Origin of the sequence: Streptomyces sp. NPDC101237 (assembly GCF_044767465.1) — a bacterium.
In the GTDB taxonomy this organism is placed as follows: domain Bacteria; phylum Actinomycetota; class Actinomycetes; order Streptomycetales; family Streptomycetaceae; genus Streptomyces; species Streptomyces gramineus.
In genome coordinates this window covers 1-13590 of the sequence record NZ_JBIWNY010000018.1, presented here as the reverse complement: position 1 = coordinate 13590, position 13590 = coordinate 1, and the positions used below count along the sequence as shown (strand labels likewise).

At 73.0% G+C, this 13590-nt stretch carries 10 protein-coding genes; 2 read left to right on the top strand and 8 right to left on the bottom strand.

Annotated features, from left to right (window positions below):
- Window positions 1–137: 137 nt before the first annotated feature.
- On the top strand, window positions 138–965 hold the full coding sequence (locus tag ACIRQ9_RS25895) for a SigB/SigF/SigG family RNA polymerase sigma factor (RefSeq protein WP_404178002.1): 828 nt from the start codon (window positions 138–140) through the stop codon (window positions 963–965).
- Between the two features lie 10 nt (window positions 966–975).
- Here ACIRQ9_RS25895 and ACIRQ9_RS25890 read toward each other — a convergent pair whose 3' ends face one another.
- Window positions 976–3225 carry an FUSC family protein gene (locus ACIRQ9_RS25890; RefSeq protein ID WP_404177999.1) on the bottom strand — a complete coding sequence of 750 codons (2250 nt, stop codon included), beginning with the start codon at window positions 3223–3225 and terminating at the stop codon, window positions 976–978.
- A 16-nt stretch (window positions 3226–3241) separates the two neighbouring features.
- Entirely contained in the window at window positions 3242–4618 is a 1377-nt protein-coding gene (locus ACIRQ9_RS25885; protein ID WP_404177996.1) for an NAD(P)/FAD-dependent oxidoreductase, read from the bottom strand.
- A gap of 247 nt (window positions 4619–4865) precedes the next feature.
- Between ACIRQ9_RS25885 and ACIRQ9_RS25880 the strand changes: the two genes are divergently transcribed.
- On the top strand, window positions 4866–5675 hold the full coding sequence (locus ACIRQ9_RS25880; protein ID WP_404177993.1) for a methyltransferase domain-containing protein: 810 nt from the start codon (window positions 4866–4868) through the stop codon (window positions 5673–5675).
- 12 nt (window positions 5676–5687) lie between these two features.
- On the opposite strand, the gene ACIRQ9_RS25875 is transcribed toward ACIRQ9_RS25880, so the two are convergent.
- The 6 genes from ACIRQ9_RS25875 to ACIRQ9_RS25850 all read right to left on the bottom strand — a co-directional run.
- A complete protein-coding gene (locus ACIRQ9_RS25875) occupies window positions 5688–6122 on the bottom strand; it encodes an ATP-binding protein (RefSeq protein ID WP_351324333.1) in 435 nt (144 codons plus the stop codon).
- 97 nt (window positions 6123–6219) lie between these two features.
- Window positions 6220–8124, bottom strand: coding sequence for an AMP-dependent synthetase/ligase (locus ACIRQ9_RS25870; RefSeq protein WP_404177990.1), 1905 nt, complete (start codon window positions 8122–8124; stop codon window positions 6220–6222).
- A gap of 129 nt (window positions 8125–8253) precedes the next feature.
- Window positions 8254–9342, bottom strand: a complete 1089-nt coding sequence (locus tag ACIRQ9_RS25865; RefSeq protein WP_404178446.1) for a glutamate--cysteine ligase — start codon at window positions 9340–9342, stop codon at window positions 8254–8256.
- 106 nt (window positions 9343–9448) lie between these two features.
- Entirely contained in the window at window positions 9449–11662 is a 2214-nt protein-coding gene (gene glgB / locus ACIRQ9_RS25860) for a 1,4-alpha-glucan branching enzyme (RefSeq protein WP_404177987.1), read from the bottom strand.
- Window positions 11663–11666: 4 nt separating this feature from the next.
- Window positions 11667–13025 carry a maltokinase gene (locus ACIRQ9_RS25855; RefSeq protein ID WP_404177984.1) on the bottom strand — a complete coding sequence of 453 codons (1359 nt, stop codon included), beginning with the start codon at window positions 13023–13025 and terminating at the stop codon, window positions 11667–11669.
- A gap of 31 nt (window positions 13026–13056) precedes the next feature.
- The coding region (locus ACIRQ9_RS25850) for an alpha-glucosidase C-terminal domain-containing protein (protein WP_404177981.1) at window positions 13057–13590 on the bottom strand (534 nt) is incomplete at its 5' end.

Here is a 13590-nt window from a genome sequence, read left to right as displayed (position 1 = left end):
GGGAGCGGATCGACCGCCCCCGGCCCGCGACGCGGTCCGGGCGGAGTTCCCGCGGCGACTCTGACACAGCAGTTCGGGTCGAGTCCCGGAACCTCGTTCCGGCGATGCCCTGGAACCCAGCTCAGGAGCGTTTCCGCATGCTCACCGACTTGTCGAACAGCCACCCCGCCACACCCGGCCGCAGCACGCACACCCCCTCCCGCCGCTCCCACCACGACGCCCCCGACACCGCCGCCCTGTTCGCCCGGCTCGCCGAACTCGGCGACGGCCCCGAGCGGGAGGCGCTGCGCGACGACCTGGTGGCCGCCTGGCTGCCGATGGCGCACCGCATCGCGGGACGCTTCCGCGACCGCGGCGAGAACATCGAGGACCTGCGCCAGGTCGCCGCGCTCGGCCTGGTCAAGGCCGTCGACCGTTTCGACCCCTCGCGCGGCGCCTTCGAGAGCTACGCGGTGCCCACCATCACCGGCGAGGTCAAGCGGCACTTCCGCGACCGCATGTGGGCGCTGCGGGTCCCGCGCCGGGTGCAGGAGTACCGCAACCGGGTCCGGGTCGCCCGCCGTGAACTGACCGAGACCCCCGGCAGCCCCGAACCCTCCGTCGCCGACCTCGCCGCCCACACCGGCCTGACCGAGGACGAGGTCAGCGCCGGGCTGGAGGCCTTGGAGAGCTTCAGCACCCTCTCCCTGGACGCCGAACTCTCCGCAGGCGACGACGGATACAGCCTCGCCGACACCCTCGGGGACTCCGACGGCTCCTTCGACACCGTCGTGGACCGGGAAGCCGTCAAGGAAGGCCTGCGCCGGCTTCCCGAACGAGAGCGCGCCATCCTCTACATGCGCTTCTTCGAGGACATGACGCAGAGCCGCATCGCGGAGAGCCTCGGCCTCTCCCAGATGCACGTCTCCCGCCTCATCACGCGCAGCTGCGCCCGCGTCCGCGCCGAGGCCCTCGGCCGGCGGTGACCGCTCACCGTCAGGCGGCGGGCGTCCGGACCGGCACCTTCAGGGGCCGGGCCAGCCCCGCCACCGCCTCGTCGAGGCGCTGCAGGTGCCGCAGCACCCGATCGGTCACCCGGCCGTAGCGCGGCGCGCGCAGCGTACCCGGCTCCAGCATCGCCGCGATGCTCGGGCCCGTCTCGATCTCGGCGCCGGGCCGCCCGCCGTCGACCTGGGCGGCGATCGCCTCGATGTTGTGCACGATCCGCCGCCCGGCCCCGCGCAGCCGGGGATCCGCCGCGATCGCCGGGTGGGTCGGCAGCAGCTCGGCCGTCGCCGCCAGGGACCGCGCGTGGTAGGCGCACGTCTCCAGAAGCGCCACCAGGTACCGCGCGGTGTCCCGGCGGGACCGCAGCGGCGTGATCGGGTGCGTCAGCGGCTGCACCGCCGCCCGCAGGTCGGCCAGTGCCTGGTCGAGGTCGCGGGCCTTCTCCACCAGGTCGGCCGGCGGCGCACCGCTCAACTGGTCGGTGGCCGCCCGGGTCACGTCGGCTAGCCGGTCCAGCGTGGTCACCAGCAGCTCGTCGGTACGGCGGTCGGTGTGCACCGGCAGCACCACGGCCGCCGCGATCACCCCGCACACCGCGCCCAGCGCCGTCTCCCCGATCCGCAGCACCAGGACGTCCAGGCTGTAGGTGTTGAGCAGCGTGTACAGCAGGCCCAGCATCGCCGTCACGAAGAACGACATGAGGGTGTACGACAGCGGCGCCGAGTAGAACATCGCGAAGACGAACAGCAGGACCAGCCCGAACGCCGTCCAGGTGTGGTGCCCGACCAGTCCCGCCAGCCCGATGCCCGCCACCACGCCGAGGACCGTGCCCAGCAGACGCCGGTAGCCCTTCACCAGGATCTCGCCGGTGGACGCGGTGTTGAGGAACACGATCCAGCAGGTCAGCACCGCCCAGTACCAGCGCTGCGCGGACAGGAACTCGCCCCCCACGATGGCCAGCGACGACCCGACCGCCACCTGCACCGCCGCCCGCGTGGTGGGCCGGCGCAGCCCGGTGGGCTCCTCGGTCCCGGTCTCCTCCTCCTCGGCCACCTCGATGGCCGCGTCCTCGGCGTCCAGTTCCTCGCGCGACCGGGACGTGGCCGGGGTGTCGTCGGACTCGTCCTGCGGTCCGTCGAGCGCGATCCGCAGCCCGAGGACCGCCCGCGCGGCCTCGCCGACACCCCGGAAGACGTCCTGCACGGCCGGATCGGCGGGCGGCAGGTTCTCCTCCTCGCGGTAGCCGAGCAGCCGGTTGCGCAGCACGGACAGCGCGGCCCCCGGCCGCGGGCCGACCGGCCGCAGCACCAGCAGCCGCAGCGCCTCCAGATCCAGGCGCAGCCGGTCCAGCGCCTCGTCCCGCGCGGGCAGCGGGGGCGGGGAGGCCAGGTGGACACCGGGCAGGTGCAGGGTGAGGGTGTCCGCCCGCCGGGCGCTGCGCGCGGTGAGCAGCATCAACCCGAGCCGTTCGGCGGCGATCTCGGCGTCCGCGATCCGGCGCTGCAGCAGCCGGGCCACCGCCTCGTCGTCGGTGCCGTCCGTCAGCCGGCCCTGGATCAGCAGGGCCGTCTCGTGCAGCCGGGCGGTCCTGACCCGGACCTCCTCCACCGTCCTGTCCAGCTCGTCGGGCCCGGCGTCCAGCAACTCCGCCTGCGCCGCGACCAGCTGGGCGAACCGGCCGCGGAAGGCCCGCCGCAGCCGGTCCAGGATGCCCGCCGGTGTCTGCGGCACGAGCGCGAAACGGGCCAGCGCCGCGCTGCCGAAGGCGACCGCGATCACCACGTACAGACCGGGCAGCGCGGGCCCGGTCGCGTGCACGAACAGCGAGGCGAAGTAGATCTGGAAACCGATCAGCCCCAGCGCCGTGCCCCGGTCGCCGAACCGGCGGCTGTAGACGGCGCAGTAGATGAGCGCGACGAAGAACAGGTCGCCGATCACCACCCGCTGGTTGAGCAGCGCGCCCAGGGACATCGAGACCAGCGCCACCGGCAGGCCCAGGGCGAGCGTGACGGCCTGCTGGGGCCGTCCCTTCTCCCGGATCGCGAAGGTGGCGACCATCGCCGCGATGGCGCCCGCCACCAGATGCGACACGTCGAACCGCAAGGCCGTCAGGACGGCGAGCGTGACCGCGATGGCGAGGACCGTGCGCAGAGCGGCGGTGAACCGGAGCAGCCCGGGGTCGGCCGCCGCGAGCCGCCCCCGGACCTCCGCCCGCACCGAGCGCCCCGTCGTGCTCACCGGGCCGCTCCCCGCGTCAGACCGTGGCGTCGCCGTGGCCCTCGACACGGGCCCTGACCTCCTCCGGGGTGAGATAGCTGTTGGTGTACTCGAAGTCCTTGAGCCGGGCCGGGGTGCGGGACTGGAAGCCGGTGCGCACGAAGTCGTCGCCGGCCAGCGCGTTCAGCAGCCAGTTGGTCGCCACCCGCGTCTTGGCCACGTTGGTGCGCAGCGCCGACCAGTGGTAGCCGCGGGCCACCACCTGGGCGGGCAGGCCGCGCAGTTCGATGCCCAGCGGCTTGGAGACGGCGTCCTTGCCCCCGAGGTCCACCACGAGCCCCAGGTCCTTGTGCACGTACGGCTGGAGCGGCTTGTTGCGCAGGGTCGCGATGACGTTGTCGGCGACCACCTTGCCCTGCCGCATGGCGTGCTGCGCGGTGGGCGGGCAGACCGCGCCCGGCTCGTGCTTGGCCTTGTCCGGGACGGCGGCCGCGTCGCCGAGCGCGAACACCCCGTCCTGGCCGGGCAGGGTCATCTCGGCGTCGACCGCCAGCCGGCCCCGGACCGTCTCGGCGCCCAGGGTGGCGATCAGCGGGCTGGCCACCACGCCGGCCGTCCAGATCAGCGTGTGGGTGGGCACCACCCGGCCGTCGGTGAAGGTGACCTCCTCGGCGCCCGCCTTCGCGATGGACACCCCGAGGGAGATGTCGACGCCCCGGCGGCTCAGGATCTCCTGGGCGCTGCGGCCGAGCTTGTCGCCCAGCTCCGGCATCAGCTTCGGTGCGATGTCGATCAGATGCCACTTGATCAGCTTCGGGTCGAGGTTCGGGTAGCGGTGCAGCGCGGCGTGCGTGAGCCGCTGCAGGCAGGCCGCGGTCTCGGTGCCCGCGTAACCGCCGCCCACCACCACGAACTGGAGCCGCGCGGCCCGCTCGGCGGGGTCGTCGCTGGCGTCGGCCAGGTCGAGCTGGGAGATGACGTGGTCACGGACGTAGGCGGCCTCGGCCAGGGTCTTCATGCCGAAGGCGTGCTCGGTCAGACCCGGGATGTCGAAGGTCCGGGTGACGCTGCCGGGGGCCAGCACGATGTAGTCGTACCGCTCGTTCACCACCCGGTCGGTGATGGTGCGCACCACGCACACCTTGGACTTGAGGTCCACGCCGATGGCGCCGCCCGGGAGGATCCGGGTGCGGTACTTCTTGCTGCGGCGCAGCGAGACGGCGATCGACTGGGGTGTCAGCACGCCCGAGGCGACCTGTGGCAGCAGGGGCAGATACAGCTCGTAGGAGGTCGGCGACACCAGGGTGACGTCGGCCTCGTCCGGGGCGAGTTTGCGTTCCAGGCGGCGGACGCAGCCCACTCCGGCGAAGCCTGCTCCCACCACCAGGATCCTGGGTCGTGTCACGGTGTCCATCCCTTTCCGTTGCTCCAGGGGCCCGGGTCACGCCGTGCGCACGCCCTGGAACGCTCGCCTCGCACCAGTTCGATCCCACCGTGCCCGGCGCCGTTCCGCCAGCCGGGCGGCGCAGGCAGACGAACGCATGGGCTCCAGCATGCCCCTCGATCGAGAGGAGTAACCGGCTGTCGCACGGATATGCGCCGTACTCGTGTCCGGCACAAGGCCGCCCGCGGCGATCATTCACGCCAGTAGAGTGCCCGCCATGGCGCAGACCCAGCCCGGAACGGGCTTCCAGCAGCGGCACATCGACCCCGACCGCGTGGCCCCGCTGGTCGGCGCCCTGGACTCCCAGGACGCCAACCCGGGCGTACGGCGGCTGCGCGCCTGGGCCGAGGAGGCGCTCGCGGTACGGCTCGGTGAGCGCCTGCTCGACGTCGGTTCCGGCACCGGCTCGCAGACCCGGACCCTGGCCGCCGCGCTCGGCCCGGAAGGCGTCGCGATCGGCGTCGAGCCGAACCCGAGCCTGCGGGCGGTCGCCGAGGAGCGCTCACCGGGCAGCCGGGTCCGGTTCGTGCACGGCGAGGCGGCCGCTCTGCCGGTGCCCGACGCCTCGATGGACCTGGTGTGGTGCGAGCGGGTCCTCCAGCACCTGACCGATCCCGACCGGGCCGTCGCCGAGATGGCCCGGGTCCTGCGGCCGGGCGGCCGGGTGGCGCTGCTGGACACCGACTGGGGGACCACGGTGCTGCACCCCGGCGATCCGGCGGTCGTGCACGCCCTGACCGCCGCCGCCCTGCAGGGCGCCAACCCCTACTCCGGGCGCCGTCTGGTCGGCCAGCTCAGCGCGGCCGGGTTCGTGGTGGAGGACCGCGGCTCGCAGGCGCTGCTGCAGGACCACCGCACGGTCGCCTGGCCGCTGATCCGGATGCTCGGCGAGTCCGCCGTGCGCACCGGAGCCCTCACCGAGCAGCAGCGCGACACCCTGTACGCCGACCTCGCCGAGGCCGCCGAGCACGGTGCGCTGCACATGTCCGTCACGATGTTCGGGGTGGTCGCCCGCCGCCCCGCGTGACCGCGTTACGGCTCACCAGGGCAGGAAGACGTGGATGTCCTTGCCGGTGTCGGTGACGACCACGCTGACCTGGTCGCACAGGGTGTGCAGCAGGTGCCAGCCGACACCGCCGCCGCCGTGCCGCGGATGGAAGGGCCGCGGCTCGGGCTGCACCTGACTGGTGTCGTGCATGGTGAAGTGGACCCCGTCGTACGTGCGCCGCATCCGCAGTTCGAAGGGTCCCGGCGCGTACTGGACCACGTTCGCGGCCAGCTCCGTCACCACCAGCAGGATGTCGTCCCAGCATTCCGGCGCGGTCGGCGGCGAGGTACGGCACAGGTCGGCCAGGTAGCCGTCCGCCGCCAGCCGGGCACCGGTGACGTTGCGCAGCTCCCCGGGGAAGGAGACCGTCCGTTCGAGGGTCTCCTCCGGGGAGGATCTGGGGTCGCGCCGTGGCCCGGTCGCCATGTCGTCTCTCCCGGCCCTCGGGGATCAGGGCCGTCATCTGTGTCGGAACTCCCCTCGCGGCGAGTTCCCCCTGCCGCCCCGGCTACGCGTACGGGGTTCAGCGGAACACGTCGTCCGCGTCGTCCCAGTCCGCCGGCTCGGCCGCGCCGGGCCGCTGCGCGGCCCGCGAGCGGGCCTGGTACATGGCGTCGATCTCGGCCGCGTAGTGACGCGCTATCGCGTCCCGGCGCAGCTTCATCGACGGCGTGAGCATGCCGTTGCCGGGGGCGAACGGCTCCTGGAGCACCCGGTATACCCGGATCGACTCGGAACGGGAGACCGTGCTGTTGACGGACGCCAGGGCCCGCGCGATCTCCTCCCGCAGGGCGTTCTCCTCGCGCGCCTCCCGGCCCGGCGACTCGCCCGGCAGCGACAGTCCACCGCGCCAGTGCGCGAGGAAGTCCGGGTCCAGGGTGATCAGCGCGCCCACGCAGGGCCGGTCGTCGCCGACCACCACCGCCTGGTGCACCAGCGGATGCATCCGCAGTCGCTGCTCCAGCGGGGCCGGCGCCACGCTCTTGCCGCTGCTGGTGATGATGACGTCCTTCTTGCGGCCGGTGATGGTCAGATAGCCCTCGGGGTCGAGCCGTCCGATGTCCCCGGTGGCCAGCCAGCCGCCGCGCAGCGCGGAACGCGTCGCGTAGTCGTCACCGACGTAGCCCTGGAACACGGACGGTCCGCGCACCAGGATCTCGCCGTCGTCGGCGACCTGGATCTGGACGCCGGGCAGGGCCTGGCCGACCGTCCCGGACTTCTCGCGGCCCAGCGGCTGCATGGTGATTCCGCCGCTGGACTCGGTCAGCCCGTAGCCGTCGTGCACGAGAATGCCGATGCCCTCGAAGAACAGGGTGAGTTCGCGGCTGAGGGAGGACCCGCCGGAGGTGGCCCGCAGCACCCGTCCGCCGAGCACGGACCGCAGCTTGCGGTACACCGTCCGCTCGTACAGGGCGTGTTGGAGCCGCAGGTCCAGACCCGGCCCGGCGCCGGTGCCCAGCCGCTGCCGTTCCTGGGCGGAGGCGAAGTCCCGCGCGGTGTCCACGGCCCGCTCGAACAGGGCGCCTCGGCCGTGCTGGTGCGCGGTGCGCAGGAACGTCTTGTAGAGCTTCTCCAGCACCGAGGGCACGGCGTACAGGTAGGTGGGCCGGAAGCTGCGCAGCGCCGACGCCAGCGCGTTCTCCGTCATCTCCGGCTCGTGGCCCATCAGGAACCCGCCGCGCAGACAGATCACCATCACCATCAGGCCGTACACGTGCGAGAACGGCAGGTACGCGAGGACGGAGGCCTGTTCGCCGGGGGGCGCGGCGGTGTGCCCCCAGCCCGCCAGCAGGGTGTCGCACGGGTACGCCAGGCCACGGTGGCTCAGCGCGCAGCCCAGCGGCCGGCCCGAGGTGCCGGAGGTGTAGGTGACGGCCGCCGTGGAGTCCGGCATCACGATCCGCCGCAGCGACTCCACCGTGGTCAGCGGGACCAGCGCGCCCTGCTGCACCAGCGCGGGCACCGCCCCCGCGTCCAACTGCCAGACGTGCTTGAGGCCCGGTAGGCCCTGGCACACCGTACCGACGGTCATCACGGCCGGGGCGTCCTCGACCACCACGGCCACGCAGCGGGCGTCCCGCAGGATCCACTCCACCTGGTCCCGGGCGGAGGTCGGATGGATCGGCACCACCTCGGCGCCCACCGACCACAACGCCAGGCAGAACACCGTCCACTCGTAGCGGGTCCGCGCCATCACGGCGACCCGGTGACCGGGCGAGATACCCGACGCGATCAGACCCTTGGCCAGATCGACCACTTCGTCGCGCAGTTCGACCGCGGTGATCTCCTCCCAGCCCGCGGCGCCGGTGTCGGGCCGGCGCGCCAGCACCGGCAGGGTGGGGTTCCGGTCCGCCGTCTCGAAGATGCTGTCGGCGAGCCCGCCGGTCAGGGTCGAAGCGGTAGTCGGAGCGAGGGCGTAGTCGCGCATGCGCTGCTCCAGATTGTACGGAGGGTGACCCTCCCGATCGGTACTGTTGTCGACGCTGGTCGAATCTAGCCCAGGGGAACGCGGTCCGTGTCAGGAACGGTCAACTCGGTTCCCCGCAGTGACAAGAGGTCACCCCTGTGTGCGTCGGACGCAGTCGACGACGACCTCCCGCAGGCTGCCCGTGCGCTCCAGCAGCGCGCGCTGCTCACCGGCTCCGGTTCCCCGGGACAGCAGCTGTGCGACGGCCTCCTCCGCACCGCTGGTGTCACCGCTGTCGGCGAGCGCGTCCGCCGTGTACGACAGCAGCGCGTCCACCACCTCGGCGGCCGGCCGGGGCCGCATGGCGACCGGATCGAGCAGCTCCTGCTCCAGGCCGGAGCGGGCGGCCTGCCAGGAGGCCAGCCGCAGCATGCTCACGCTGTGGTCCAGCGGCGGCCGGCCCGCCCGCCAGTCACGGGCGGCCGTCTCCACCAGGGCCCGGGCGAGGGTGGCGACCAGGACGGTGGTGTCCGCCCGCAGGCAGACGTCGGACACCCGGATCTCCACCGTCGGGTAGTGCACGGCCAGCCGGGCGTCGAAGTACACCATCCCCGCGTCGAGGATGACCCCGCTGGCCACCATGTCCGCGACCCGGCGCCGGTAGGCCGCCGCCGAACCGAACAGCTCGGTGGGGCCGGCCGACGGGCCGCGCGACCACAGCCGGCCGCGGAAACTGGCGTAGCCGGTGTCCCGGCCCTGCCAGAACGGCGAGTTGGCGCTGAGCGCGCGCAGCACCGGCAGCCACGGCCGCAGCCGGTCCAGGACCGCGACACCCTCCTCGTCGGACTCCACCGACACGTGGACGTGGCAGCCGCACACGAACTGGTCCAGCGTGGCGCTGCCGAACCGCCCGGCCATCCAGCGGTACCGCTCGTGCGCGCTGAGCGCGGGCGTGACCGGCAGCGGGCAGGTGGCGAGCGCCGCCACCGCGCAGCCGATCTCCCCGGCGAGCCGGGCCGCCTCCTTGCGGCAGCGCGCGATCTCCGCGCCGAGGTCCGCCATGTGCCGCTGCGGACTGGTGGCCAGCTCCAGCATCTGCCCGAACAGTTCCTTCTGGAACACGGCCTGTCCGGGATCGTCCAGCGCGGCCCGGTCCAGGAGGGCCGCCGACTGGGGCATCGGCTCCCCGCTGTCCGGGTGCACCAGCAGAAGTTCTTCCTCCACTCCGACGGTACGCAGCACCGAGGACCGCCCTCCGGCCGGGCCGCGACCGGGCGCGGCGGGGTCTTTCACCCCGAACTGCCCAGGCCCGGCCGCCCGGACACGTGCGGGCCCGTCCGGCGGCCTACGGGACGACGGGCTCCAGCCACACCGTGCCGAGCGGCGGCAGCGTCAGCCGTACGGCGCCCTCGTCGGCCAGCAGCGGCCCGCGGCAGACGACGTCCCCGCCGCCGTACCGCGCGCTGTCGGTGTTCAGGATCTCGCGCCACACGACGGCCCGGCCGGGCACGTTCAGCCGGTAGTCGGGACGGACCACGGGGGAGAGGTTGGAGACCGCCAGCAGGGGCCGGGCCTCGGCATCGAACCTCAGGAAGGCGAAGACGTTGTCCTCGGCCGCGTCGCCCACGACCCACTGGAACCCCGCCGGATCGGTGTCCCGCTGCCACAGCGCGGGGCGTGTGCGGTACACGGAATTGAGATCGCGGACCAGATCCCGGACACCCCGGTGGTCGGCCTCGGCGCCGTAGGCCGGGTCCAGCAGCCACCAGTCGGGGCCGCGGGCCTCCGACCACTCGCCGCCCTGGGCGAACTCCTGCCCCATGAAGAGCAGTTGTTTGCCGGGATGGGCCCACATGAAGCCCAGATACGCGCGGTGATTGGCGCGTTGCTGCCACCAGTCCCCGGGCATCTTGGACACCAGGGCCTGCTTCCCGTGCACCACTTCGTCGTGGGAGATGGGCAGCACGTAGTTCTCGCTGTACGCGTAGACCATCGAGAAGGTCATCTCGTCGTGGTGGTACTTGCGGTGCACGGGCTCGTGCTGGATGTACTCCAGCGAGTCGTGCATCCAGCCCATGTTCCACTTCAGGCCGAAACCGAGACCGCCGCTGTCGGTCGGCCGGGTCACGCCGTCCCACGCCGTGGACTCCTCGGCGATCGTCACCACGCCCGGCGCCCGCCGGTACACGGTCGCGTTCATCTCCTGCAGGAACGCCACCGCGGCCAGGTCCTCGCGCCCGCCGAACACGTTCGGCGTCCACTGCCCGGAGTCCCGCGAGTAGTCGAGGTAGAGCATCGAGGCGACCGCGTCCACCCGCAGCCCGTCGATGTGGAACTCCTCGCACCAGTACACCGCGTTGGCGACGAGGAAGTTGCGCACCTCCACCCGGCCCAGGTCGAACTCGTAGGTCCCCCAGTCCGGATGCTCGGCCCGCCGGTCGTCCCCGGGCTCGTACAGCGGGTCCCCGTCGAAGCGGGCCAGCGCCCAGTCGTCCTTGGGGAAGTGGGCCGGCACCCAGTCCATGATCACGCCGATGCCGGCCCGGTGCAGCGCGTCGATCAGGTACTTGAAGTCGTCCGGGGTGCCGAGGCGGGCCGTCGGCGCGTAGAAGCCGGTGACCTGGTAGCCCCAGGAGCCGCCGAAGGGATGCTCGGCGACCGGCATGAACTCGACGTGCGTGAAGCCCAGGTCGCCGACGTAGGCGGGCAGTTCCTCGGCCAGTTCGCGGTAGGTCAGGCCGGGACGCCAGGACGGCAGGTGCACCTCGTAGACCGAGAACGGCGCCTCGTGCACCGGCGTGTCGCCCCGGTGCGCCATCCATTCGGCGTCGCCCCACTCGTGCCGGGAGACCGCCACGATCGACGCGGTGGCGGGCGGCACCTCGGTACGCCGGGCCATCGGATCGGACTTGAGGAACCGGCCGCCGTACCGCGAGGTGATCTCGAACTTGTACCGGTCGCCCTCGCCCACGCCCGGCAGGAACAGCTCCCACACCCCGGCCGCGCCCAGCGAGCGCATCGGGTACTGCGTGCCGTCCCAGCAGGTGAAGTCCCCGGCGACCCGCACGCCCTGGGCGTTCGGCGCCCACACCGTGAACCGGGTGCCGGTGACGCCCTGGTGGGTCATCGGCTCGGCGCCGAGCGCCTTCCACAGCTGCTCGTGCCGTCCCTCGCGGATCAGATGCAGGTCGAACTCGCCGAGCGCGGGCGGGAAGCGGTACGGGTCGTCCACCTCCAGCCCCTCGCCGTCGCCGTCCTCGTACGTGACGAGCAGCCGGTAGGCGGGGGGCTCGGCGTACGGGAGCACGGCGGCGAAGAGGCCGTCGCCCTCCGGCGCCAGCGGGATGCGTTCCCCGTCGACGATCACGCTCACCGCACGGGCGTGCGGGCGCAGCGCGCGGACCAGGGTGCCCCCGTCCACCGGGTGGGCGCCGAGCAGCGCGTGCGGATCGTGGTGGGCGCCCGCCAGCAGGCGTCCGCGGGCGTCGGCGTCCAGCGCCGGCGCGGTGGGACGGGACGGTCCCGAGGGTTCGGGAAGCAAGGAGTCGCGCAGGGCCATGAGGTCAGCCTCCCCAGCGGGCGAGCCGCTCGATCGCGGCCATCGGAACCGGAAGCCAGGCCGGCCGGTGCCGGGCTTCGTACACCACCTCGTACACCGCGCGGTCCGTCTCGTGGGCGCGCAGCAAAGCGTGCTTCTTCCGCGGATCCCAGCCGGCCCGCGCAGCGTAACCCGCGCAGAAGGCCTCCCGGCAGCGCAGGGCCCACTCGGGACGCCAGGGACGGCGCTGGCGGGCCGCGTAGTCGAAGGACCGCAGCATGCCGGCCACGTCCCGCACCGGCGACTGGGTGCCGCGCCGCTCCGCGAGCGGCCGGGACGGCTCGCCCTCGAAGTCGATGACGAACCACTCGCGGTCCGCCCGCAGCACCTGCCCGAGGTGCAGGTCGCCGTGGATGCGCTGGGCGGGCGGTCCCGCGTCGCAGCTGGCGAGCGCGTCGAACGCGCCGCGCAGCCCCGGCACGTACGGCCGCAGGGCCGGCACCGCGTGCGCGGCCTCCTCCAGCCGCACCGACATGGCCTGGGCGGTCCTGCCGTGCTCGTCGTGGACGGCGGACGGGAAGGCGGTGGCGAGCGCGAGATGCACGTCCGCGGTGGCCCGGCCCAGCTCGTGCGCCTCGGTGGCGAAGTCCTCCCCGGCAGCGAGCGCGCGCAGGGCGAGGGTCCAGCCGTCGGCGGCGTCCGGCAGGAAGGGCTGCAGCACTCCGAGGGTCGCCGGGCTCGGCTCGGTGGTCCGGAACCAGGCCACCGGCGCGGGCACCCGGGCACAGCCCTGAGCGGCCAGCGCCCCGGGCACCTCCAGGTCCGGGTTGACCCCGGGCTGGATCCGCCGGAACACCTTGAGGATGTAGGAATCGCCGTACACGAGGGAGGAGTTGGACTGCTCGGCGGCCAGTAGCCGGGGCGTGAGGCCGCCGGGTATCCGGGTCCGCGGGGCGGTCTCGAACCGGAGCGGGCCGACCGTGCCCGGCACCCGCAGCCGCTCCAGCAGCAGTTCGGCGGCGTGCGGGTCGTGCAGCGCGTCGTACACGGCGAGTCCGGCGAGCGGACCCTCCTCGGCACGGCCGATGTACGCCCGTTCCAGCCGGGGTGTGCGCTGTTCGCGCACGCCCAGCAGGAGCTGGTAGCAGTCGCCGGAGGGCGCGCCGTCCCCGCCGGGGGAGTGGTCGGCGTGCACGAGCAGGTGCAGGCAGCCGGGGAAGAGTTCGGTCAGGGAGAGTACGGACAGATCCGTGACGGGCCGGTCCTTGCCCGCGAACCAGCGCTGCCGGGGCAGCCACTCGCGCAGCAGCCCGCCGAGCGAGGCGAGCGGCCGGTCGAGACCGGTGATCGCCGTGGACCGGGGGAGGGCAGCGGTCTTCGTCATGGTGACGCGTCCTTTCCTCGGCTCCGCACACTCAACGCCGACGGCCGATGGAGGAGGCGACTCGGGGGAGCCGGAACCAGTAGAAGCCGTGTCCGGCCAGGGTCAGCAGGTACGGCAGCTCGCCGATGGCCGGGAACCGGACCCCACCGATCAGTTCGACCGGGCGCCGGCCGTCGTAGACCCGCAGATCGAGTTCGGTGGGCTGGGCGAACCGGGAGAAGTTGTGCACGCACAGGACGAGGTCGTCCTCGTACTCGCGCAGGAAGGCGAGGACCGCCGGGTTCGAGGACGGCAGCTCCGTGAAGGTGCCCAGTCCGAAGGCGGGGTTCTGCTTGCGGATCTCGATCATCCGGCGGGTCCAGTGCAGCAGCGAGGAGGGCGACGACATGGACGCCTCGACGTTGGTGACCTGGTAGCCGTAGACGGGGTCCATGATGGCCGGCAGGTAGAGCCGTCCGGGGTCGCAGGCGGAGAAGCCGGCGTTGCGGTCGGGGGTCCACTGCATGGGGGTGCGGACGGCGTCGCGGTCGCCGAGCCAGATGTTGTCGCCCATGCCGATCTCGTC